Origin of the sequence: Labrys neptuniae (genome assembly GCF_040797145.1) — a bacterium.
Classification (GTDB): Bacteria; Pseudomonadota; Alphaproteobacteria; order Rhizobiales; family Labraceae; genus Labrys; species Labrys neptuniae.
In genome coordinates this window covers 676,648-698,395 of record NZ_JBFNQD010000001.1, presented here as the reverse complement: position 1 = coordinate 698,395, position 21,748 = coordinate 676,648, and the positions used below count along the sequence as shown (strand labels likewise).

The 21,748-nt window shown below is 60.8% G+C and carries 31 protein-coding genes; 7 read left to right on the top strand and 24 right to left on the bottom strand.

The window, feature by feature from the left end:
• Nucleotides 1-4: 4 nt before the first annotated feature.
• From ABXS05_RS03380 to ABXS05_RS03360, 5 genes are read right to left on the bottom strand one after another with little or no spacing between them, the layout of a single operon-like run.
• Complete coding sequence (locus tag ABXS05_RS03380; RefSeq protein ID WP_367622923.1) at nucleotides 5-370, bottom strand: hypothetical protein; 366 nt, start codon at nucleotides 368-370, stop codon at nucleotides 5-7.
• 8 nt (nucleotides 371-378) lie between these two features.
• Entirely contained in the window at nucleotides 379-921 is a 543-nt protein-coding gene (locus ABXS05_RS03375; protein ID WP_367622922.1) for a phage baseplate assembly protein V, read from the bottom strand.
• On the bottom strand, nucleotides 918-1,955 hold the full coding sequence (locus ABXS05_RS03370; RefSeq protein ID WP_367622921.1) for a phage late control D family protein: 1,038 nt from the start codon (nucleotides 1,953-1,955) through the stop codon (nucleotides 918-920). Before ABXS05_RS03370 ends, ABXS05_RS03375 begins: the two co-directional genes overlap by 4 nt.
• Entirely contained in the window at nucleotides 1,952-2,173 is a 222-nt protein-coding gene (locus tag ABXS05_RS03365) for a hypothetical protein (protein WP_367622920.1), read from the bottom strand. Before ABXS05_RS03365 ends, ABXS05_RS03370 begins: the two co-directional genes overlap by 4 nt.
• A gap of 3 nt (nucleotides 2,174-2,176) precedes the next feature.
• A complete protein-coding gene (locus tag ABXS05_RS03360; protein WP_367622919.1) occupies nucleotides 2,177-2,938 on the bottom strand; it encodes a hypothetical protein in 762 nt (253 codons plus the stop codon).
• Nucleotides 2,939-3,028: 90 nt separating this feature from the next.
• On the opposite strand from ABXS05_RS03360, the gene ABXS05_RS03355 reads away from it, so the two are divergent.
• A complete protein-coding gene (locus ABXS05_RS03355; RefSeq protein WP_367622918.1) occupies nucleotides 3,029-3,574 on the top strand; it encodes a hypothetical protein in 546 nt (181 codons plus the stop codon).
• 26 nt (nucleotides 3,575-3,600) lie between these two features.
• Here ABXS05_RS03355 and ABXS05_RS03350 read toward each other — a convergent pair whose 3' ends face one another.
• Nucleotides 3,601-5,601, bottom strand: a complete 2,001-nt coding sequence (locus ABXS05_RS03350) for a hypothetical protein (RefSeq protein WP_367622917.1) — start codon at nucleotides 5,599-5,601, stop codon at nucleotides 3,601-3,603.
• A 116-nt stretch (nucleotides 5,602-5,717) separates the two neighbouring features.
• Between ABXS05_RS03350 and ABXS05_RS03345 the strand changes: the two genes are divergently transcribed.
• Together ABXS05_RS03345 and ABXS05_RS03340 are read left to right on the top strand one after the other, a co-directional pair.
• Nucleotides 5,718-6,152 (top strand): GIY-YIG nuclease family protein, encoded by a 435-nt coding sequence (locus ABXS05_RS03345; protein ID WP_367622916.1) that lies wholly within the window; start codon nucleotides 5,718-5,720, stop codon nucleotides 6,150-6,152.
• Nucleotides 6,153-6,192: 40 nt separating this feature from the next.
• The gene (locus ABXS05_RS03340) at nucleotides 6,193-6,687 is read left to right on the top strand and encodes a hypothetical protein (protein WP_367622915.1); all 495 of its coding nucleotides are present in this window, start codon (nucleotides 6,193-6,195) and stop codon (nucleotides 6,685-6,687) included.
• Here ABXS05_RS03340 and ABXS05_RS03335 read toward each other — a convergent pair.
• The 16 genes from ABXS05_RS03335 to ABXS05_RS03260 form a co-directional block, all read right to left on the bottom strand.
• Entirely contained in the window at nucleotides 6,616-7,209 is a 594-nt protein-coding gene (locus tag ABXS05_RS03335) for a phospholipase D family nuclease (protein ID WP_367622914.1), read from the bottom strand. The two genes, ABXS05_RS03340 and ABXS05_RS03335, sit on opposite strands and share 72 nt — an antisense overlap.
• Complete coding sequence (locus tag ABXS05_RS03330) at nucleotides 7,206-7,631, bottom strand: phage virion morphogenesis protein (protein WP_367622913.1); 426 nt, start codon at nucleotides 7,629-7,631, stop codon at nucleotides 7,206-7,208. The genes ABXS05_RS03335 and ABXS05_RS03330 overlap by 4 nt, the downstream gene beginning before the upstream one ends.
• Nucleotides 7,624-7,776, bottom strand: coding sequence for a hypothetical protein (locus ABXS05_RS03325; RefSeq protein WP_367622912.1), 153 nt, complete (start codon nucleotides 7,774-7,776; stop codon nucleotides 7,624-7,626). Before ABXS05_RS03325 ends, ABXS05_RS03330 begins: the two co-directional genes overlap by 8 nt.
• 20 nt (nucleotides 7,777-7,796) lie before the next feature.
• On the bottom strand, nucleotides 7,797-8,186 hold the full coding sequence (locus ABXS05_RS03320; protein ID WP_367622911.1) for a hypothetical protein: 390 nt from the start codon (nucleotides 8,184-8,186) through the stop codon (nucleotides 7,797-7,799).
• On the bottom strand, nucleotides 8,186-8,632 hold the full coding sequence (locus tag ABXS05_RS03315; protein ID WP_367622910.1) for a hypothetical protein: 447 nt from the start codon (nucleotides 8,630-8,632) through the stop codon (nucleotides 8,186-8,188). The genes ABXS05_RS03320 and ABXS05_RS03315 overlap by 1 nt, the downstream gene beginning before the upstream one ends.
• A gap of 13 nt (nucleotides 8,633-8,645) precedes the next feature.
• A complete protein-coding gene (locus tag ABXS05_RS03310; RefSeq protein WP_367622909.1) occupies nucleotides 8,646-10,517 on the bottom strand; it encodes a hypothetical protein in 1,872 nt (623 codons plus the stop codon).
• Nucleotides 10,518-10,579: 62 nt separating this feature from the next.
• Nucleotides 10,580-11,398 carry a hypothetical protein gene (locus ABXS05_RS03305; protein ID WP_367622908.1) on the bottom strand — a complete coding sequence of 273 codons (819 nt, stop codon included), beginning with the start codon at nucleotides 11,396-11,398 and terminating at the stop codon, nucleotides 10,580-10,582.
• A gap of 1 nt (nucleotide 11,399) precedes the next feature.
• On the bottom strand, nucleotides 11,400-11,756 hold the full coding sequence (locus ABXS05_RS03300) for a hypothetical protein (protein WP_367622907.1): 357 nt from the start codon (nucleotides 11,754-11,756) through the stop codon (nucleotides 11,400-11,402).
• 20 nt (nucleotides 11,757-11,776) lie between these two features.
• Complete coding sequence (locus ABXS05_RS03295; protein WP_367622906.1) at nucleotides 11,777-12,352, bottom strand: DnaT-like ssDNA-binding protein; 576 nt, start codon at nucleotides 12,350-12,352, stop codon at nucleotides 11,777-11,779.
• 6 nt (nucleotides 12,353-12,358) lie between these two features.
• Nucleotides 12,359-12,697 carry a hypothetical protein gene (locus ABXS05_RS03290; protein WP_367622905.1) on the bottom strand — a complete coding sequence of 113 codons (339 nt, stop codon included), beginning with the start codon at nucleotides 12,695-12,697 and terminating at the stop codon, nucleotides 12,359-12,361.
• Nucleotides 12,698-12,762: 65 nt separating this feature from the next.
• Nucleotides 12,763-13,206, bottom strand: a complete 444-nt coding sequence (locus ABXS05_RS03285; RefSeq protein WP_367622904.1) for a hypothetical protein — start codon at nucleotides 13,204-13,206, stop codon at nucleotides 12,763-12,765.
• Between the two features lie 61 nt (nucleotides 13,207-13,267).
• A complete protein-coding gene (locus tag ABXS05_RS03280; protein ID WP_367622903.1) occupies nucleotides 13,268-14,422 on the bottom strand; it encodes a major capsid protein in 1,155 nt (384 codons plus the stop codon).
• A gap of 102 nt (nucleotides 14,423-14,524) precedes the next feature.
• Nucleotides 14,525-15,313: a DUF6651 domain-containing protein gene (locus tag ABXS05_RS03275; RefSeq protein WP_367622902.1), complete on the bottom strand. Its 789-nt coding sequence runs from the start codon at nucleotides 15,311-15,313 to the stop codon at nucleotides 14,525-14,527.
• 80 nt (nucleotides 15,314-15,393) lie between these two features.
• A complete protein-coding gene (locus ABXS05_RS03270) occupies nucleotides 15,394-16,938 on the bottom strand; it encodes a DUF4055 domain-containing protein (RefSeq protein ID WP_367622901.1) in 1,545 nt (514 codons plus the stop codon).
• Nucleotides 16,938-18,416, bottom strand: coding sequence for a phage terminase large subunit (gene terL, locus ABXS05_RS03265; RefSeq protein ID WP_367622900.1), 1,479 nt, complete (start codon nucleotides 18,414-18,416; stop codon nucleotides 16,938-16,940). Before terL ends, ABXS05_RS03270 begins: the two co-directional genes overlap by 1 nt.
• Nucleotides 18,373-18,825: a hypothetical protein gene (locus ABXS05_RS03260; RefSeq protein WP_367622899.1), complete on the bottom strand. Its 453-nt coding sequence runs from the start codon at nucleotides 18,823-18,825 to the stop codon at nucleotides 18,373-18,375. Before ABXS05_RS03260 ends, terL begins: the two co-directional genes overlap by 44 nt.
• A 63-nt stretch (nucleotides 18,826-18,888) precedes the next feature.
• Here ABXS05_RS03260 and ABXS05_RS03255 point away from each other — a divergent pair, with 63 nt between their 5' ends.
• Nucleotides 18,889-19,083, top strand: a complete 195-nt coding sequence (locus ABXS05_RS03255; protein WP_367622898.1) for a hypothetical protein — start codon at nucleotides 18,889-18,891, stop codon at nucleotides 19,081-19,083.
• Between the two features lie 18 nt (nucleotides 19,084-19,101).
• On the opposite strand, the gene ABXS05_RS03250 is transcribed toward ABXS05_RS03255, so the two are convergent.
• Nucleotides 19,102-19,293, bottom strand: coding sequence for a hypothetical protein (locus tag ABXS05_RS03250; RefSeq protein WP_367622897.1), 192 nt, complete (start codon nucleotides 19,291-19,293; stop codon nucleotides 19,102-19,104).
• Nucleotides 19,294-19,377: 84 nt separating this feature from the next.
• Here ABXS05_RS03250 and ABXS05_RS03245 point away from each other — a divergent pair, with 84 nt between their 5' ends.
• Nucleotides 19,378-19,596 (top strand): hypothetical protein, encoded by a 219-nt coding sequence (locus ABXS05_RS03245; RefSeq protein ID WP_367622896.1) that lies wholly within the window; start codon nucleotides 19,378-19,380, stop codon nucleotides 19,594-19,596.
• A 142-nt stretch (nucleotides 19,597-19,738) separates the two neighbouring features.
• On the opposite strand, the gene ABXS05_RS03240 is transcribed toward ABXS05_RS03245, so the two are convergent.
• Nucleotides 19,739-20,563, bottom strand: coding sequence for a hypothetical protein (locus tag ABXS05_RS03240; RefSeq protein WP_367622895.1), 825 nt, complete (start codon nucleotides 20,561-20,563; stop codon nucleotides 19,739-19,741).
• A gap of 408 nt (nucleotides 20,564-20,971) precedes the next feature.
• Here ABXS05_RS03240 and ABXS05_RS03235 point away from each other — a divergent pair, with 408 nt between their 5' ends.
• Both ABXS05_RS03235 and ABXS05_RS03230 read left to right on the top strand, forming a co-directional pair.
• Nucleotides 20,972-21,211: a DUF4160 domain-containing protein gene (locus ABXS05_RS03235; RefSeq protein ID WP_367622894.1), complete on the top strand. Its 240-nt coding sequence runs from the start codon at nucleotides 20,972-20,974 to the stop codon at nucleotides 21,209-21,211.
• Nucleotides 21,212-21,223: 12 nt separating this feature from the next.
• A complete protein-coding gene (locus ABXS05_RS03230) occupies nucleotides 21,224-21,718 on the top strand; it encodes a hypothetical protein (RefSeq protein WP_367622893.1) in 495 nt (164 codons plus the stop codon).
• Nucleotides 21,719-21,748: the final 30 nt, after the last annotated feature.

The following is a 21,748-nucleotide window of genomic DNA, read 5'->3' as shown; positions in this document are numbered from 1 at the left end:
GGCCTCAATTGTTGACGTCGAAGGACAGGGCGGTCTGCTGACCGGTGATCGCGCTGGCGTATTCGATCGTGACCGAGACGCCATTCGTGAGGGGGGTAACCGTGATCTTGGGAGCGGGCTGGCGAGCGACAGCTTCCTCGAGCGCGATCTGGGTCTTGATCACGCCTCGGATCGCGTTGGCATCGAGCAGATCGCCGATGCGCTGCGGAAGACCGGCGCCATAGTCGAGATGCCAGATGTAGCCTTTGACGGAGGTCATCAGTCGCCGGATGATCCGCTGCGTGGTGAGGTCGTCGCCATCGACAAGCGCAAGATCGCCCGCGGGGCTGACCGACAGGTCTTCCCCCCAGAAATGGTAGAGATCGGGCATTCAGGACCTCAGGAAACGGGCGGCCCGGTATTGGCGGGCCCGGGCTGGACGGCGGTATGCTCGTGATCGTTACCGATGTTCACGCCCTCATGAGTGAGCGTGCCGCCCTCGATCGCGACATTGCCGGATAGCTTGATGTTCTGCCCGGTGAGGTTGAGGCCGGCGCCGCCGGTGATCCCGACATTCCCGTCCTTGTCGATCTTGATCGTGACCCCCTTGGACTGGATCACGACCTCGCCGGACTCGGCTACCGGTGGGCGCTCCTTGTCGGAATGCACCCGACCCAAATTGACAGGGCTCTCCATGTCGCCGTCGATGAAGCCGACCATGATTTGGTCGCCAGGCGTCGGGCCGGCCACGATGCCGAAGCCATTGCCGACATGGGGCACCGAATGCGGAAACCAACCGGTCTCGAACCCATCGGGCTGGATCGTCGCCTTGATCGCGTGGCGCTGCGGGTCGTAGCTGGTGATCGTAGCGGCCTTGATACCGGGGCGGCGGGCGAGGTGTCGGTCGATTTCGCGATGGAGGTAGTCTTGGAACTCGCTCATCCCTTCGACTTCCCTCGCTTCTTCGACTTGGCCTTGCAGTTCACGGTCATCGTGTAGGGCTCGCCCTGCTTCAGACGGTGCCGCAGGGACTTGATTTCGTATTGGTGGTCGTAGGCGGTGCCGGTCCCGCTGATCTCAAGCATGTAACGCGGCGTGACGGTTGGATCGCCCGGCATCGTCACCGAGGGACCGACCTCGTGCTTGGTGGTCTTGTCGCACTGATCCTTCGCGCGACGGTCGGCCTGGTCGCGAGAGAGACCGGGATAATGGTGCTGCCAGACGAGCTCGTCGCCGTCGCCGGGCTCGGTATATTCGCCATCTTCCGACTCGGCCTTGCGATGGTTCCAGCTCTTGACCTTGTGCTTCACCGGACGGCCGAGGGTGACGCTGCGCTTGACCGAGAGCTTCACTGCATTGCTGTCGGCTGGGCTATCTAGCGTCGGAGGCCGATAGGTCACCTTCAGGACCGGGAGTTGCTCATCTGGCTTCTTGAAATAGACCTTGCCGCCCGAGATATAAGCGACCCGGCCATGCTTGTCGGCGAGGTCCTGGATCGATGACCAGTCCGATATCCGGTGCTGGATGGCTGCGTAATCGATCTGGTAGATCTTGCCGGCCCGATCGGAAACGTCGTCGACATCCGCATCGAGGCCCGATTCCTTCGCGAGCTGCTGCACGATCTCGTGAGGCTTCTTGTTGTGGAACTTGGCCGAAGACTTCTTGTCGAGGAGCTTCGCCGCCTTGTCTCGGCCGTTGAGGTTCAAGACACCGGAATCGAAGTCGTGCTCGACGTCGTCGACGACACCGTCAAAGAGCTTCACCGCCCCTTGGCCGATATCGACATAGACCTGAACCTTGATGTCGGTGGCGCTCGACCACCAGTCAGCATCGAGCCCCTCGGGCAGATGCCAAAGCGGGGCCCTGGCGCTGAAGGTGTCGGACTTGCCGTCACGGCTCTGGTCGACGTTGATCTCCTCGCACTGCATGGGCTGGCCGTTGACGACCAGATTGGCGCGCGGGGTTCGATAGGTCATGTCCAGAGAATTCCGCCATTGCCAGGCCTGATGCCCGACGGGATCTTGAGAGTGACGACGCCGGTCAAGAAGGGATCACGAAGCCCGTTGAGCTCCGCGATGTCGTTCCAGCGCGTGGCGTCGCCAAGCTGCTCGGCCGCGACCTGAAACAAGTTGCCGCCGGCGACCGTGACGACACGGCTCGTCAGCGGCGACTGAATGTTGTTGGCCTCAGGCATCGTTCAGGCTCCCGTCCCGGCGACGTTGATCGCGATCCGCTCGACATAAGGGATGACGTCGAGGACGGCGCTCTCGGTCTGGACGGCCGACACCTGCCCGATCAGCCACGCCGACATGACGTCCGGATCGGTGCCGGAGACCATGCCAGGGGTCGCAGCGATCGACGCCTCGGCTGCATCCGCTACTCCGCTCATCGTTCCTGCCGCGCCTGCCACCGTGGAGTGGAAGGCAAGCAGATCGGCGTTGCTGGACTGGGTCAGCCCGGTCGAGGCCGTCATCGCGGCCTGCACCGTTCCCAGAGCAGTAGACACCGCTGCAGGAGCGATCAGAGCCGCGCTGGACGCCGAGCGAAGATCCGCCGTCACAAGGCCTTCGAGGGCGCCAGCGAGGCCTCCCAGGGCGTCGGCGGCGTCATCCGTGATAACCTCGCAGGTGATCTCGTAGCTGACCTCGTAGAAGCGCTCCGCATCAGCCTTGAACTTGGTGATCACCACCGTCTTGAAGAAATCGAACCAGGACAGTTCGATCTGCGCGCCGGCAATGCGCATTTGGTTCAGGGCCTGGGCCCGCGACAGAGCGTCGGGGCCGCGGAAACGGCCCTTCCACTCCATCGCGTCGGGAATGCCGCCCATGGCATCGAAGACACGCCGGCCCCCGATCAGCTTGTGAACGGGAAGCTCGTGCTTTCCGCCGAAGTTGATCTTTTCTGGGATCTCCCAGCCATGGAGAACGAAGGGCCCGATGACGATCTGAGTGTCGGCCATCAATGACCCTCGTGGTTGAATTAACGTTCACATCACGATTTCACTGCTGAAGTGAGCGAATGACACCGTGTTCAATGAAGGAGTTGAGAATTGACCACCGCCGACTGGGCTTTGATCATTAGCATTCTTTCGTTCTTAGTTGCCGCAATCGGACTGGCCTGGAACATTTGGTCAAAATTTATATTCGTATATCCGCGAGTATATGTTGGCTGGAACTATATGACAGTGTTCAACCAGTTTGGCGGGTCTGACAGCGATGTTATTACCTTGACCGCGACTAATCTTGGACCTGGGGAGGTCACACTCTACGCGGCGATCGTCGACAGCCCCGGGAAAAAGAAGAGGATTGGAATGCTCAATCCGCTCCATGATTTTCCGAACCAAGATGAGGCCTCCAAGGGGCCATTTAGTGGCGGCCTTCCTCATAAACTTGGAGTGGGCGACAGCATGTCCTTGTATTTCACGCCCCTGCATGAAGCGCTCGCTGGGGAAACATACTCAAAGGTTGGCATACAGGATACTTTTGGGCGCAATCATTGGTGCCAGAACCACCAAGTAGGAGCTGTGCGCGCTCAAGTTCGCCTTGCACTACAACGCGAAGGCGACAGCGATAAACGTCGCCGCCTCAATGGGTGACCGATGGCATCGTTCCGGCCTGTGCCTCAATGCCCACCGTCTACCGCCGGCATCGTCGAGCCGGTATTCTGCGCCGGCGTGCTCGTTGCGAAGCCTGCCATCGCTTTCGTCACCACCGACAGGATGTAGGCGTCGATGCTCTGGTTACCGATCTGCACCTTCACCTGGGTCTGCTGGTTCACGTTGACCGGCGGCGGAGGAGGGGGCGCCACGGCACCACCCATGTTCTGCATCCCGCTGCGCATTGCGTCGCGATTGAACCAGAACTTCGGATCGCTGAACGCTCTGCGATACCAGGGAGTATCCCCGGCGATCTTGTCAGGGAGGTCGTTGATCAGGCGATCGATCCGACCACCGAGTCCCTTGCTGTGCTCAGCTTCGGGATCGTAGGCCTTGCCATAGTAGTCGGTCCTTGCGTGCGGCAACCAGTTCATCAGTTGGCCCATCTTGCCGTCGGCATATTCCACGCCGAAATAGGCCAGCAAAGCGCCCAGAGCGCTGCCCCAAGGCTTTCCAGCGGAAGGGGCGCCTGGAGCGCCACCAACGCCAGGAACGCCCTTAGCCCCCAGCGCAACCGCAGCTTGCTGCAGCATGACTGCCGAGGTGTTCAGGGCCGCTGCCGAGGCGTTCAATCCGCCAGACCCGAACAAGGTCCGCCAGATCGCCGCGCTCATCGCGGCAGTTCCACCGATCGCCAAGGCACCGCCGGCGCCCGCGGCGCCAATGCCAAGCGCTTTCACGGCGTCGGGATGAGCGGCCGCGACAGCAGTCATGGATTTCATGACGCTGGCCATTGCGTTCATGGCGCTGATCGCGGGTTGGACCAGTGGCGAACCGAGTGAGGTCAGCAGGTTGTCCCAGGCCGACTTGAAGTTTGCGGCGGCTATCTTCGGGTCCTTGCCCAGCAGATCGTCGACGGCATCGAGCCCCTTGGCCTGGCCTGTGATGGCGGCATCCTTGCGGATGCGTTGCCCCTCGAGCAGTAGCGCTGCAATGGCAGCGGCGGAGTTTCGGTTGCCGAACATACCGCCAAGTAGATTGATGGCATCGGTGTCCCCAGGCTTGATCTCGTGTCCGAGGGACTTCTCGATCGCCGGCTTCAGGACAGTTTGGGCCCACTCGAACGGGTTGCGGGTGAAGAGCTCAGTGCCCTGCACGGCGCCGGGCTGGAAGCCTTTCGTATTCCCCTGTTTGTCGAACATTAGCTTCGAAGGATCTTCGATCAGTCCCAGCTTTTCCCACAGTTCCAGAGCGCGCTGTGTTACTCGGCCTTGGTTTACGGTGCCGTACAGCGACATCAACTGCGTGCCAGCAGTCGAGGGGCCTGCTTCCTGGATCATGGAAGGCAGGATCTTGGTATAAAACTCCTCGCTCCAGCCCTTCGAAGCCAGTTTGCCGTACTGCGTTGCCTGCATGAAGGCATGTGGGTCGACCTTGCCGCCAGAAGCCGTAATGGCCCTGGTCATGCCGTCGAAATACCGAATGAACTCATCAGGCGAGGTGAGGCCTTTGAGCTCGCCGGCGCGGGCCATGTTGTAGACCGCTTCGACAGCCTTATTGCCGGATCCTTCCGTCATGCCATTGAGAACGACCCGCATCTTTTCAAGTGGGTCGATGAAGTCGATGGCATGCTCGGTCGAACCAAAGACGGTGCGGGACTCCTTGATGTCAGACAGCACCGAGGAAACGCTGAGACCGTACTTGGCCGACTTCTCCCAGGCCACTGCCGTCGCCTCGGCGACCTGAGCCTGGTTCTGCGTCGCGCCCATCAACTGCTGCTGCACGTGGACAAGATCATTGCCACGATCGATCAGCTTCCCAAGGCCATCGAGCAAACCGACGCCGGCACCGGTCGCAACCGCGCCTCCGACAGCGAGCTTCAAATTCGTTCCCAGTTTTTCCCACTTCGACATCAGGGAAGTGGTCTTGTTGTCGATGTCGATCAACTGGCTGGCAATTCCGGCCAGAGCGGCGGACATATTGCCCGTCAACGCAAGCTGCACGCCGATCTTGTAAACGTCAGACATCAGCGTAGAATCCAGCTATGCGATTTTTCATTTCGAGACGCCTTCCCTTCGGCCTGCGAGCCGGGTTGAGCTTCTCTATGGGCGCCAGCAGTCCTCGCCAGAGCCGCCGAGGCGGAATGACGATGGGAGCGGCCGGGATCGAGTTTGTCTATGTGATCGAGGGCGACCACGGCCTGGTGAAGATAGGCGTCACCACCAACATGGATGCCCGCCTGGCCCAGTTGCGGACAGCATCAGCCTTTCCGATCAGGCCAACTTATGCACTTGCCGTGCAGATCGATGCTCGTCAGATCGAGGGCGAGGTGCATCGCAGGCTCGATGATCATCGCTGTTCGGGCGAGTGGTTCGATTGCTCGCCTGACGTGGCAGAACGCACCATCAATGAGGTGGCGGCGGATTTCGGCATCCCGATCGCCACGACTGACAGCGAGACATTCCGGCGAGGGCTCAATGCGATCCCAAGGGATTCGATAGGGCTGACGACCTGGCTTTTCATCCTCGTTCCGGCTGCTCTTGCCGGCGCGTCGGTGATATGGCTCGCATCGACGTGATCATCCCAAGTTCAGCTCAAAACCAATCAGGGAGGCCGGATTGAAACGGACGTTGTTGGTTGCCTTATTTGGCCTATGGACGACCGCCAGTTTCGCCGCCAACCCGATTTCAGCAGATGTCGACACGGCATTGACCAAGGCAGCGAAGAGCCTTGGATACCGTACGAAATTTCGGGCCGATAACTGCCAGAAAGACGAAAATTTCGTCTGCGACGTCTATGTGGACACGCCCAAGAAGAAGAATGCCTTCAAATTCATGGCTGTCTTTCCCGCTCCCAACGAGGAGCTGAGCCATTTTACCGTGGTTCTCGGCAACGACTCCGCATCGACCGTGTACGGGACGACCAGCCTCTCGACGATCGAAACACTGATGTCTGGGCGCAAGGTGAAGGTCGCAGAGACATCAAAGCCTGTTTCCGAGACGATCGCGAAGGCTACCGCTTCCGGCGAGGCCGAAGAGGTGTCAATTGCTGGCGTTCGTCACAGCGTGACCGTTCGGGGCGGCGCTGCTTTGATCCAGGTCGGCGGCCGGTAGGCCCTCATACGACCTCGATGCCTTCAGCCTCGATTCCCAGTTGGCCGCGAACCTGAGCGCTACCGGCCGGCTGGAGATCACCAGCAGGTTTTCCGCGTTCCTAGTCTTGGCCGACTTCGTGAAGTTGTAGCTTCCGGTCAGGACGCGCTCGCGGTCGATGATCATCACCTTGTTGTGGGCGATGCCCGGCGTCGTATCGATCCATACCGGGATGCCGGCATTGTAAAGATAGGTCGCTGCGCTGTACCGGCCTCGGTCGTTGCTCTTGTCGAGGATGATGAGGACCTCGACGCCGCGGGCCGCCGCTTCCTTCACGGCCGAGATGATCGGGATCGAAGTGAAACCATAGGCTTGGACCAGAACCTGGTGCTTGGCCTTGCCGATTTCGCGGACAATCGTGGCCTCGCAATCCTCACCGGGCGTGAAGCACACCGACACAGCTGGCGGCGATGCGCTGCGCGACGGCTCGGCCCAGGCGGGCGCCACGAAGAGCAGGGAAAGAAGGGCGAGGGCGATCTTCAACGGAGGAACCGAGTCATTGTCAAATGACCATACACCGCATCGCCGATTGCCGCGACAACCTCCTTCTCCTTGTGTCGGGCCGCGCCGGCCAGGAAGGAGCGAGGTGGGATGCCGCGTGAGGTGCCAAGCTCCTGCCACACCGCCTTGTCGTCGTTCGAACCGATCCGGGCCTCCTTATCGCCGACACTGTGCTGGATGGATTCCCGCATAGCGCCGGTTTCGAGGAGGGGAGTGTTCGCGGACTTCTTGGCGAGTGTCGCCGGGGCAAGCTGGGGCCATCCATAGCGATAGGTACCGATGACCGATTTGGCCTCGGTCTCGACGATGACCGCTGCCTTCTCCAGACCTTCGTGTTCGGCGATGGTCATGTTGGCCAGGGCGGTCAGGTGGGCCGCAAAGCCGGCAAGGGTGAACTCAGCCACGTCTCGGCTCCCATTTCATCTCTTTCCAGTCCCACTTGTTGCCCTCGAACTCACCGAAGACGACATAATGGGCGAGGGCTTCGCTGGAGCTCAGGCTGAGGGCGACATCATAGGGGACGCCGTTCTTGACGAGGTAGAGCCTCATCCGGAAATCGCCGTCCCCAGCTATTCCCCCGCTTCGCCGGCGCCTTCTTCCTCGACCTGGAAGTTCTCGCGGATGGCATCGGCGACAGCTTCGGCGCCATCATCGTCGAGACGATCGATCAGCGCGTCGAACTGGAGTTCGGAGTTCGGAAGCCGGACTTCCTCGCCGTCGATGCTGCAGCAGGAGGCGGCAACGAACACCATGCCGAGGTACTGGCGCTTTTCGGCGGACTCGGCGGACAATGCCTTGAAGATCCGGCGGCGCAGCGGAGTCGTGATCCTGCGGACGCCGAGATTTCGGCCCCTGGCATCGGTCACATAGACGATGCGGTTGGCTTCTTCGACGATCTGCTGCGACGGCGACTTGACCGTTGTGGCTTCTCGGACCGGGTTGAGTTTTACAGTTGCCATCAGAGCACCTTGATGCGCTTGCTGGCTTTCCAGCTCAGCTGCTGGGTGACGTAGGCGTCGGGCTGCGACTTGCCTGCGTCGGCGAATTTCATGGCGACGCCGTCATAGCGGAACTGCGTGACGGTGCCGTCGGTGTCCTCGATCGTCTCGGTGATCCGGACGTTGTTGAGGGTGCCGGTGGCGTAATAGTCCGCCTCGAGCGCCGCGAAGAAGTCGTCGAGCGAATGTCCGCCGCGGTCGATCCCGATCGACCCCGTCCAGCCGTCCGGGATTTCGGCGAAGCGGTGGATTCCGTCCATGCCCTTCGAATTGAGAGAGGTGGTTTCCTGCTTCTTGTCGAAGGAGGTGACCCTATCGATGTTGAGCACCTGACCGCTCGGCAAGGTGACGTCGATCGAGACGTCCTTGCCGATCGTCAGGACGCCAAAGCCGGTATTGGCTGGCATGTATCAGCGCTCCTTAGACTGCGAAATTGACGGATTTGCGCTCGATCTGGACGGACTGGCCGGCTTCCAGATTCACGAGGAAGTACTCGATCACCGACAGGTATTGGACCTGCACGTCGGCCTGCATGTAGCCGAGGGCCACACGCGAAGCCGGGTTGTTGCTGTCGTCGAGGACGGAGGCCCAAGCGTCGTCGCGACCGTTCGGCGTTCCGATCAGGCCCTGCTGCTGCAGGTTCCCGAAGAAGGAATCGATGGTGGTCTTGGCCTGGCGCCGGGTCGTCGCGCTCTGCAACTTGCCAACGTAGATGCCCATCGCCGAGTCCAGCGTCGTCGCGATGTAGTTGGTCATCCTCGTGTAGTTGTCACCATGGATGACGTCGTTCGACGAGGCGTTGCGGCCATTGCGGCAACCGAAATAGTTGCCGCCCGGAACCGGGTTGCAGATCACGTCGATACCGGCGCCGGCCAGGATCTGGAGATCGGCTGTCGTGTAGGGCTGGCCGGAAGCGCTCTTTTCGGTTCCGACAATCGCCTGGAGCTGCTTGTTCAACGTCGACTGGTTCGGCGACAGGGCGGAAAGCAAACCAGCGGAGAAGGCGGCCGGGCTGACCAGGCGCTGGGGCAGGCCGTTTGCGGTGTCGTTCCAGTACACCCAGTCGCCCAGCATGATCTTCATGGCGTAGCTGTCGATGCCAGCCGAGGCCTTAGCAGCTGCCGCCGTCTGAGGATTCTGGCCAGCGGGGCCGGAAGTGATCATGTAGACGCCTTCACCGAGGCCGAAAGCAACCTGAGTTGCCCACGAAGTGGTGTCGGTGACATCGCAGAGGGCGGCGACGGCGACATTCTGGCCGCGAAGGGCATACATGCCGGTGCGGGGTACGGTGTCCACGCCGAGCAACGCCGATGCGCTGAGGCCGGAAGCCCCGTCAGTGCCTCCCTGCAGCGCGTAGGTGGCGGTCTGTGCCGAAGCGGAGCTGGTGCCGATCGTCGCCGTGACGATGTCAGACGGGCCGCGCGCGCCGCTTAGGCCGCTATTGATCGCTGAGACGACATTGGCCCAGAAGGTTGCCCCGCTGCCGCCGATGTTGTCGAACTTCTCCGAAGCCAGGCCAGGGGCGGCGATCAGGACCTGTGAGGTGCCGGCCGCCGAGCCGGGCTGGATCGTGACCTTGATGCCGTTGCCGAAGCTGCCGGTATATTTCGAGGTCAAGGTCAGGGCGGGGGCAGCGGCTGCGCCGCCGGACATGTTGGTAACGGTCGCCCCGGAGACAGTGGTTGCGACGGTCAACGAGTTGCCGGCCGTGCCGCCGGTGGCTGCGGTCAGGTTCAGATTGTTGCCAGCGAGAGCGTAAGTGAATTTCACAAGCTGGGTGTCACTGGATCCCTGCAGGAAGGCCAGTAGTGCCGTCAGGGTCGCGCCGAGGTTTGCGCCGATGTTGACCTGTGGACCGGTCGCGCCCGAAGCCACGAAGGTCACAGCGGTGCCGTTCAGCGTGATGGTCGACGAGGCAGAGGGATTGGTCGTGAACGCGATCTGGCCGCTGGCTTTGGGAGCGCTTGCCTGAGCCTGGACGGTGGCGGCGACGTCGGTGCCGTCAGTGACGCGTACGCACTGAATGGCCGTTGCGCCCTGCTGGAAGGCGATCGTTGCCCAGGTGCCCATGTCGTACTGCCGGGCCTGATAGGGGCCGAACTTCGCCTTGAACTGTGCAGGCGAGCCGACGATCTGGGGCTGGTTGACCGGGCCCCAGGTGGCGGAGCCGACCAAGCCGAGGACGTTGGACGGAACGCCGTTGATCAGGAACTGCGGAGGGACGATCTGAATGTAGACGTCTGCCACGGAAAGGGCCGTCGTATTCAGAAGGCCTTGCTGGACGATAGGCATGGGCTCTTCCCAAAAGAAAAGCCGCCCTGCGGCGGCTCGGTTGCATCGACTGGTCGACGTGATCAGTTCGGGGTGATGTCGGTCTCAACGACGAGGATCTTGGTGGCGTCCTGCGTCTCGATCGTGGGGTACTCGACGCGGTACTGGATATCGCGCCGGTAGATCTCGACCGTCTGGCGTTCGTCGAGAATGAGGGTCCGCTCGTAAAGCAGCCGGCCGACGGTCCCATCGGCAAAGCGGAGGTTCTCCGGGCGAGCCAGCGCTATATCGACGATCGGGGAGACTTGGTCACGCTGGGCCGGCGAGTTGCACCAGACCGTAATCGTGAAGCAGCGCTCCTGACGTTTCAGTTCTCGGACGATGGTCCCGTATCCACCAGCGTGGGCGACCACCCGCACATTCGGGGCGAAGGTCAGGACCGGGCCCGCCGTTGACACGCTGACGCCCTGGGCGGTCAGAAGCGTGGCGAGCCCCGTTGCAATTGTCGCCACGGTATCGCCGGGCTGCACCGGATAGATCGCCGAGATCTTGGAGGGCGGATAGTCCCCTACGATGACGGCTACGTTCTGCGGGGTCTGCACGGCGCCGCCGAGCGTCAGGACATTGTCGACGACAGTGGTCGTGACCGTTTCGACGGCCGGGATCAGCTGCGCCCAATCGCGCGAGAACCGGGTGACGTTCTTCTCGGTACCGTTCTGGCCGAAGACCGAGATCACGACTTGGCCGGTGCTCATGGCCTGGTCGAGGACGGCGGGAACAGGCCAGCCTCGCATGATCGAAGCCGGCGCACCGAGGGGCGATGGTTGGCTTGTGCCGTTGGGATAGACCGCCGCCGCGATCAGGGCGACCAGGGCGTTGCCGGCGTCTGCTTCATCGGCCATGTCAGTGCGCCTCGAGCCGGATGGTCAGGAGCTTCCACCCCATGGAGTTCCAATACGCAGCGGAAACCTGATAGCGGTCGCCGAGGTCGTCGGTCACGATGTCACGATCTTGGATGACGTCTTTGGCGACCTTGCCGCGCGGTATGAAGATGTTCCATTGGATCGGTGCTGGCGGTGAAGCCGGAAGATCGCCCCCACGTGGCCGCGCAGAGCCGCTGGCGGCCTGGACCGATGCCGGGATACCGGAGACGATCGGCGTCTCTGTTGCCTGCTGTACGCCGCTATAGGGCTGGATGCCGACGGCGAGGTTTTCGACAGGCCGCGTGATCGCGATTGTCCTGGGATAGAGGAAGGACATCTCGGATCACCTGTTTGTGGTCAGCCCCGCACCGCGCGAGCTGCAAGACCATAGTCATTACCGAGTAGGCCCGAGATCGCCGCGAAAATGCCGGGATATGTTCGGGCCAGCGAGGCACCGCCGATGTATTCGCGCTCAGTATCTCCGGCGCGCTCCCTTTTGACCGCCCCATTGGAATCGAGATCTGGCGTCAGGGAACCGGCGCCGGCGAGCTCTCGTAGCGCGGCCTCGCAGGTGGCGTTTTTCAGTTCTTTCGGGATCGTCGCTGGATCGATCGGCTCGTATTCATACAGCCGATACCCGATGCCGTAGAAAAAGCCGTCCGGCGGAACCTGCGGCATACCATTGTCGTAATAGGCTCCAATCCTCGGCCATTCCAACGCCTGCTGATGCCGCTTTCCCCGATAGCCCGTGAAGCGCTGGCGGAAGGTGACGTCAATGAACGACGTGGCTCTGACCAGCGCTCCCTGCTTGACTGCATCGGCGCCGGTCCAAGTGGTAACGCCTCGATCGGCAAAATAGCTATCGGCGTCAGCGACGCTGACATAGCTATTCGAGTTTGCCAGACCGGTCCCGTCCTCAACGATGAAAGCCATCGGTTATCATCCCCTGGACAGAAAGGCCTTGGCGTCAGCCATCTTGTGGTCGAACCACTCGCGCTGATCGTCGGTATGGAGCGTGCGCCCCCAGACGGAGAGCGATCCGTCGTTGTTGACCACGATCAGAGCAAACATCTGATCCGGGTTGGCGTTGCGGAGGATGCGTTTGATCGCGGCGTCCATGGAGTTTAGATCGGTGACCTTTACGTCGCCAGTCTCCGTTTCCTTGACCGTCGTCGGTGTGTCGGGGAGGTTCTTGCGCCACTCGCCGGTATCGCCACTGGCGACCATGCCGCACTGGGCGCATTCGAGCTCGTCGTCAGCTCGCGCAAAATGGGTCAAGCACCCGCAATCACAACGCCATACGATCTTGTCGGCGTCGCGTCGCGGGAGGGTGACAATGTTGCTCACTGCTCACCGGACTGTTGGGCGCCGGCCTCCTGGTTGAGCACCTCCTGCATGGCAGCCTGAGCGGCTTCTTCGTTCTCGAACGGGCCGCCAACGGTCTCCTTGCCGCGCTTCAGGTAGAGCCTGCCGCCTGGTCCCTTCGCGACCCGAAGAGCGTCTTGGATTTCGTCGGCGGTGGCCGAGCCATCGATTTCGATTTCGGCCTTGCGGAGTTGGTCGATCTGCTCGTCGATCGGGAGGCCATACCACGCATCAAGCGAGATACCCGCGCGTCTGGCGAAGATCTTGGCGATGATGCTGTCGGCCAGCGTCCGTTTCTCAACGGCCGGATCGATCGAGCCATCTTCCGAAATGACCTCGTGACGTTCAGTGAGGTCATCGACGTTGATCACGACGAACTCGCCCTGACCCTCACCCCAAGGCTTTACCTTGATCGTTTTCATGTCTGATCTCGCGAAATAGGGAGGAAGGGGGCGCCGAAGCGCGCCCCTAGGGTTGTCCGCCTCAGCCGAGAAGCAGAGCCATGTGCTCGGGCTTGATCGCCGCGGTACCCCAGGCCAGGGAGACCTCGTACTGCATCTGCCTGTATTGGGCATACATGGCGATTTCGAACGACAGGCCAGACACCGGGTCGGTGACGATCTGTCGGTCGACAGCGCTGTCTCCTTGAGGCGGCAGAGCCGGTGCACGAGTGGCCAGCGCAATGGCGGTACGAGCAAACGCCATGTTGCGCACGGCCGCAGCCAGCACCGTGATGGCGGTGGCAGCGGCCGGGATGGCCTTGCGGAGACCAGGCGCTGCAAGCGTGATGGCGCCGCCGTTCGAGACATCGGTGTCGCCAGCCGCCACGACATACTTGTTGGTGTCACCGGCAAAGGTGATCACGTCGCCGGCAACGATCGTGCCGGTTCCGGCGGAGGCCAGCGTGATGGCGGTGGCGCCGATCGCATAGCCGGTGGCGTTCGTCGTGGCACCGGCGCCGGTGCCCGCGGTGCTGGTCTTGATCTGCGCCGACTCGCGAAGAGCGAAGCCGTGGACATCGAGCAGGACACCCCGACGGAGGAGGGACGTATCGGCCGCCTCGTTTGCCTTGGTAAGCTGCGTCAGGGTGCGCATCTTGGCGCCGGCAGTGGTGTCGAACACCAACTGCAGATCTCCCATCGGCGCCCCGTTGTCGGCGAGGATCTTGCGCATCTGCGCCGTGTCCGACAGATCGGAGGCGAACGGGGTCGTTCCGGGTGTGCCATAGGCGCGGGAAGCGGCCGGAAACAGCGCGGCGAGATCGGCCTCGACCTGGTTGACCAGCCAACGCATGGACTGGGCGATCTGGTCGCGGAAGATCACGTTGTAGGATGCGCCATTATTGTCGAGGCCGAGTTTCTCCTCGCCATTCCAACGGATCGGGGACCGCTTGGCCTTGGTGATGGTCATCGGCACGTTGCCGATGTTCTGGTCGCCGTCGTTCGGCGGCGTCACGGCCGGCGTGATGTCGGTGCCGGTGGCAGGAGGAGCGACCGGCGACATGACGGTCTGGCCGACGGCAGCACGCTCGAAGGTCATGTCCGAGGAAACGGAGGGGATCAGCCCCACCAGTTCCCGGCTCACGACGTCCAGGGCGTTGTAGATAGTCGGGATGAGCCCAGTGAGCGTATTGCCCATGGTTATTGCCTCTTGGGATTTGGATTGATGTTAGGGTCTCTGGGCCATCCAGCCCGGTCGCCCCGTCCCGCATCCGCGTGGGGCACTACGCGCCTGGTGGCGCTATTCGGTGAGGGTGTATCCCTCTTTCATTTTCGTGGCTCGCGCCGCCGGGTCGAGGGCGTCGAAGGCTTGGCGGCTCATGGTCTTGTTCCCGTGGTTGCCACCATTGCCGGGCTTGCCGCCCCCGCCGCTGTGATTGTTGCCCTTCAGGATCGAATCCCGGAAAGCATATCCATCGACCATGCTCTCGATCGCCTCATCGAACTCGGCGATTTCCCCGGCCTTCGTGCGCGAATAGATCGGCTGTCCGTCGAGCCCGATGCCAACGACCTTGCCGTTCTCGATCTTGAAGCGATTGCCGAAGACCGCCTGCAGCATGTCGGGAGGAACAGCGACCTTCTCCGAAATGAACTTGGACCTGGAGAATGCGCCGCCGACTTTCTCGCTGAATAGGTCGGAGGTGAGTTTCCCGTTCTCCGACTTCAGCCGAGCGATGGTCTCGTTGCTAGCTTTTGCGGCCGCAGCGACCTGCTCCTCGGCTGCCTTCTTGGCCGCCGCCTTGATCTCTTCGACCTTGCCGGCGGTGACCAACTGGCCCTGGTCGAGGTTGCGGACGGTCTCCAACGCCTTCAGCGCGGCAGCGGCATCCTCAATTCCTTCGAAGCCCTTGAGTTTGGTCTCGGCGGCTTCCTTGGCCTCACGGTGGGTTTTTGCCTCGCCGTTGAGGCGCGTAATGGTGGCCATCGTATGGGCCGCATCGAAGGGGGCTTCCTTGCCGTCGTCATAGACATAGACGGGCTTGCCGTCCGCCACGACAACGTGGCCGGCATCATCAAGTTTCAACTTCATGGTGGTCTCCGGTCATCCGACCGCTGGTGTTGAGGCATCCGCCTCGGAATGGCCCTGCTGCATCCGCAGCGACGGGCCGGTTAGACTTTCTGGGGTCTGGTCAGTGGCTGCACTGGAAGCCCGGTCACAGGATCGATAGCAGGGACCGCGCTGAGTTGATCTTGCTCGAGCCGCTTCTTCTCGACGGCCGGGTCGAACTCATCGGAAACGACGCCGCGCCGTTTGAATTCGGACTGAACGGTCTCTTTGGAAAGCACGCCCTGTGCCTGGGCCTTCAGGAGGGAATCCAACTGGGAGGCACCATCGAGGTCGACGGTGAAGTCGGTATGGACAAGGGCCTCTGCCGACGGCGCTTCCTTCAGCCACATCGAGGTCAGCACAAAGCACTGTTCCAGCATGTCCTGGAACTTGATTGCCCAAGATTCCGAGACCGAACCGGCCTTACGCGAGACGTTTGCCGAGGTGATGACGGTGATATTCGTCTCGGTCAGCGGCTGCATCCCGAGCTCGCGCATCTGCTTTCGATGTTTTGCCAGGCTTTCCTCGAGGAAGGTCAGGGACGTCGCCGCCGGCTCGATGAATTTGAAAGTGGCGTTCTCCCCACTTGCATTCGTGCCTGGCAAGAGAACGGCGCGGGGCCCAACCGGAACGACGATCTTTGTACCATTTTCGTCGCTGGCCTGAACACCTTCGCCGACGAGCATGGGGAATGCCGTCAGGTTCTTAATCGCCTTGAGATTGGATTCCTGCTGGAACTCCTCGACCTGGGCGTAGGCAATGTCCTTGAGAGGAGGGCGGACCGCGAACGAGGTCCCAATGCGATCGCCGGGGATGAAGGGCACGAGTGGGATCACCCCAATCGTGTAGGTTCCTTCCTCAATCGCTACCCACTGTTCTCGATCCGAGTTCGCTACCTTTTGCTTCTCGTAGATCGTCCATGTCGCCGGTTCGTAGCCGGTAACGACATCGTCGAGGCCTCTGATGGGCAAGCGATCGATGACGCGAACACGCTCGAAGGTCTTTTCTTCAAAGTCCTGGCGGACAGTGGTGGTCTCATCCAGTCGGACGTGGACGAGGATCTCCTTGCCATTGACGAAGTCGCTATAGGCGGCCAGGACCCGTTTGGCGCGGACGTGCACCCAATAAGGCCTCAGACCGCGCTGGACCTCTTCGGCTTGCGTCAGCGCCCGATCGGTAGTTGCCTTGGGGTAGTCGACGAGGATCCAATCCAGGCCGTAGTCGATACCGGCCTTGTAGCTATCGGCTGCGAAAACGTGAAGATTGTTGCCGCGCCCGTCGACATTGTCGACGAAGCCATCACTGCGCTTCCCGTCGTCGATCTTGCCGGCGATATTCTGGGAAGCGCCTTCGCCGACAACGAGCTGTTTCGAGAACGGCTTGGCGGACAGATCCCGCGAAATGTCGGCATAGATGTTGGTGAACGGAGCGGTTTTCCTCCGCTCCTCGTAATCTTTGGTCGTCTCGTTTTCGAACTTGGGCAGATAGATCGGACCTGCCGCCCTCATTGTCTCCGCCCCGCCGAGAATGGCATCCACCATTTCCCAGAATGCGGACATGGAGGCTCTGTCCGACGCCATCGTCTGAGGGTTCGGTTCGGATTCCATCAGGTCTGTCCATAGGTTCCAAAAGAGGGGCCCGATGCTTTGTTTCTGACCAACTGACCGAACGCGCCGGACGAGGCATCGACCTGGTCTTTCAGAGCGGCTCCAGGAAACAGGCAGAGCTCATCGAGATATGGGTCAACCCATTCCCCACCGAGGAGATAGACGTTCCCGAGCTTGCATTGGGCGGCAAACGGCTCGGCCCTTGTGATCTTGTCGCCGGTTTCGGGTTCCGCCGTGAGCGTCCATCCAGCGAGCAGGGTGGCATAATCACTGACTTGCACCTTGCCAGCCTGTCCTGGATCTTGCGGCAGGCTGATCTTGACGGTTTTGCCGTCGATCTCCGCTTGCTGTTTGATGGCCCCGCGGACGCCGGCGCCGTCTTCTCGGCAAGTGCGGACATGGCCAACCACGTAGGAGCCATTCGGCATCCGACCCATTTTCACGCCAGCGGTCCGGGCACCGTTGCCGCCCTTGGTTGCTGCAAGGTCCCAATGCCGGACCCAGATTGTCCCAGCCGGTACCGTGTCGATGATCTTCCCATCGAACCAGGATCGCTTGAAGAGACCACCCTCGCGCGGGACTGGCCGCTGCTGATACTGTCCCGCCCAAACAAAGGCCTGGGCCTTAAATGGCACCATGCCCGCCGGTGTGAACCGGAGCGGGTTCATCAACTCGCCCTCGAAGGAGCGGGGATCGCGCCAGGGCAGGGGCGTTTCGCAGGCGTTGCCCACCTCGAATTCCATCGGAATCCTGAGGTGGATGAAGCCCCATTTCCGGGCGAGCAGGGTTCCGGTAAGGTCGCTATCGTGCAGACGCTGCATCACGACGACGATCGCGGAATCCTCACTCTCGATACGGTTGAGGCCGCCTTCGAGAAAGCTCTGCACCGCTGACGCCCGTTCCTTCTCGGATTCAGCGCCATCGACGCTATGCGGATCATCGACCAGCAGCCGCCGGCCGCGCTTGCCGGTAAGGGACTTGAAGGCGGCTCCCTCTCTGAAGCCGGTGTCGGTGTTTTCGAAGCTCGTTTCACCGGTGCGGTTGAGCTTCACCTCAGGCCAGAGTGTTTGATACCACTCCGACAGAATGAGATTGCGGGTCTTTCGGGTGTCGCGGGTGACGTTCCCGGTTTCATAGGAGGTCGAGACGAAGCGATGGGAACGCATACCCATCGGGCCCCATTCCCATGCCTGCCAAAGCACGGAAACGATTGTCGACTTCGACGACCCAGGCGGGACGTTGATGATCAGGCGAGGATGCAACTTGCCGAGCGTGATCGCCTCGAGGTGATCGCACATCGCCTGCAGTTCCCAACCCCAGATCAGCCGGGTGTTGGGCTCGATGATCGGCCAGGCTTCCTTGACGAAGCCGGCGAAGGTCTTGCAGCGCTGCCGGGTGGCCTCTGCGTCATTGGCGAGCCGCTGAAGCTCGGCCTCACGCTTCCGGCGTGCCTTCTCCTTCCGGATCTGCTCCAGCAAGACCGCCGGCGGCGGCAAGCGCAGCGACGACAGGTTCGAGGGCCGTGAGTTCCGCATCGCTGAGCTTTGTCAAATCCACGGCAACTGGGATCGGCCCGCCGCCCTTTCCGGTATGCTGCACGGCCGCCAACTTGGGATGGATGTACGGCGCCAGCTTCTCGGCAGCCTCCAAGGTGGCTTTCTGCTTCGCCATCAAGACGTCCTCGTCCGGCTTTCTCTTCCTGGCCTCGGCCTTCCACCGCTTGTAGCTGTGGTTCATCAGGTCGGTCATGACCTCGAGCGGAGAGAGGCCGCGTGCCAGGGCCTTCTTCTTCTCAGCCTCGGTGAAGGTGTTCCGGCGCCCTTTGGGCCTGCCGGCGCCTGGTTGCCGGCCGCCGCCCTTGTTTTTCTTTGGCGCTTCGTCGGTCATGGATTCACTCGGGTTTGCGGTACTGTGCTATGAACGGCCGAAATCGTCCCGAGGGCGCTTGTCATGTATCGCGGCACACCGATGCAGGTTTTCCTGAAGGCCACCTTTTTCTGGATGACGGCCTGTGTCGTCGCGGCCATTATCAACTGGCAGGGCTTTATTGCCGACCCTTGGTCAAAGGTTATTGGATGGGCAATCGGCTCGTATGCCTTCGCGGCGATCGCCTCAGTTGCGCTCTGGTTTTTCGGAAGCGATTGAGGAATGAAATAAGCCCGGTCACTCGGGTTTGTCGGGCTGCCCGGCCTTCTCGGTGATCAACTGCCAGTGCTCGATGCTGATGCGCTTGGGTTCCGGGCAAAATAGCTCCGTCACCGCGGGCGCCAGCAGATTGGCGAGGGCCGGATCTGCAATGTTCTCTTTGATCAGCCAGTTGGCGACGACCTGGCGCTGTTCCTGTTCGGTCGGCATGGCGGCTCCAAACAAAAACCCCGCGCGGCAGGGCCGACGGGGCGAAAATGTGATAGGAAGTCGTGGCTGAAAGAGGCAGTTCAGATGAGCACCATGCGACGAGCTTTGAAGACCACGGGGATCGCGGCGGCGTGGCTCGCGATATTGGTGTTCATGGTTGGGCGGGCACCCTTCTATGAGCATCCCTTCGCATGGTTCGGGTCGATGGTGCTGACCGTTATCGCCGTCGAAATGGCTTTTAGTTTTGTCACTCTCGTTTTCTACGGCTTCGCTCGATATCTATCGCCGCATCAAGCAGGCTAGACCGCACGCTACCCACCCCGGCTTGTGCTTGGCTCTCGCGGTTAGAGCGGCTTTCGCCTCCCGCCTGCCTGCCTCGAAAGCCCTGCCAATTCAGGGCTCAGCACTCACGGGCCAAAGCCTCGTCCGTCTGCCTGCTTGAAATCTACAACAATTCTTGACGCAAGCGATGCAATTGACCTGCGTAGGGAGCAAATAACTGAAGGTTCACATATACCTGCTCACGAGAGGGCGGAGCCACTCCTGATGGATGTCCTGCTTCATTCCTTGCAATTCGAATGATCGATTGCACCGCATTTAGATTTGTATCTAAATCCTCGGTTACTTCCTTCGAGAAATTCTTGCGGTGATGCTCAAATGCTTTGCTGAACGCTTCGATCTTGCCACGGATGAATTTTGCCTTTTCCGTAGCCGCAAAAGAACTGCCAAATTGAGGGTTGTTGGTTGCTACATCGAGCATCCGCAAAAACTCGGCCTCAGCAGCGACGCCTAACATTATTGTCGCTGCCAAGAAACATCCGCCGTAGAAGGAAGAAACTGCTTCTTCCAGATACATTTTAGTTTCCGGAGGCAGATCTGGCACTTTCTTCTCTACCAGAGCAATGTATGAGCTGGCGTCGTGAAAACGAAAGGGTTGGCGGGCTGCGTCCGACTTGCCAAAACGGCTCAGTCGAAACCAGGGCCATTGTGGGTTATTGTCATCCCTTCCAAGGGTTATTATCCCCTGTCGGAAGAGATCCCAAAAAATCTCTAGTAATTTATCTCTGTCATTCGGGTGTAGCGCCGATTTTGCACCAGTATACGCCATCCCAGCGCCGAGATTCGCAGTTGATCCTTCACGTGCGTTGATCACCTTCGCAACCTCTTCCAAGAGACTGGCATATTGGCTGACGTGTGGTTGCTGCCTTAAAAGGACGTCAATTGTAACGTCGCGGAGTTCCTCATATGAATGTTGCTTGGCGTCCCACATGCTTTACCAGCCAATTTTTTTGAACTGAGATTTATCTAGCATGAGTTAGGTCGCAAACTAGAATTATTACATAATCGCTGCCGGGTGGCGCAAACCAGCTGCGGTTTCAAAGAGCCTCGGATTGTAAGAGAAATGGCCTGTCGCTGAGAGCCTCTCGGCTCTCTGGGAGCGCGGTGCGCTCGGTGGAAAGTGCGTTGCCCACACCTTCGGCGACAGTGACGATTTGATGCCAATTTTCGCGGCAATTGTCACCACCCCAAATTGAGCTGGAAAAGGTCGTGTCACCGCCCCATGGGAGGGTGATATTCAGGCGAATTTGTTTGTAATGTAGTACGAAAAACGGATTAGTTTTATTGAAGTGGTCCGAAATTCGGATTAGGTTTGTTTCATCGAACGACGGGGACGGCGATGGGCAAACTCTTTCAGATCGGCAACATCATCATCCGGGTGTATGCCAATGATCATCTGCCCCCGCACTTCCATATCGTCGCCCCTGATTCCCAGGCTCTGGTCGAGATCGAAACGCAGCGCGTGCTGAAGGGTTCGATCAAGTCCAACCGCAAGGAAATCGAGGCTTGGGTTTCCGCCAACATCGAAACGATCAAGGCGGAGTGGAACCGGATCAACCCCCGCTTCCCGATCGAGTGAGAGGAGAGAGCCATGACTGAGGAACTTCCGAGGATCGAATCCGTAGAGACCCTGGTCCCGCTCACGCTGCAGATCAAATGGAAGGAAGGCGGCGTATCGACCGTCAATCTCGCCGGCTGGATCGCGACCGGCGGCGAGCTTTTGGCGGCACTGGCACACGCCCCGCTGTTCGCCTCTGCTCATGTCGCTGAGTACGGCACCTCTGTTGCCTGGGGCGAGGATGACGACTGGATGATCGATGCCGAGCATCTGCGGCTTCTCGCTGAGGAGCAGGCACCGATCGACGTCGCCGCCTGGCAGGAAAAGGCGCGGCTATCGAACCACGAAGCCGCCGACCTGCTGGGCGTCTCGTTGAGCACCTGGAACCTGTACAAAGCCGGGGAGCTGGGCAGGGGAGCCAAGGTGGTTGCGATCGCATTGCGGGCTGCAATGCGGGATCCGCTGATTATGCAGGCGCACTACAGGCCGAGGAAGGCGGGGCGGCCAAAGAAGGAAGTGTTGGCGTAGTTACTGAGGAAGTAAGGCGTCACGACGTGT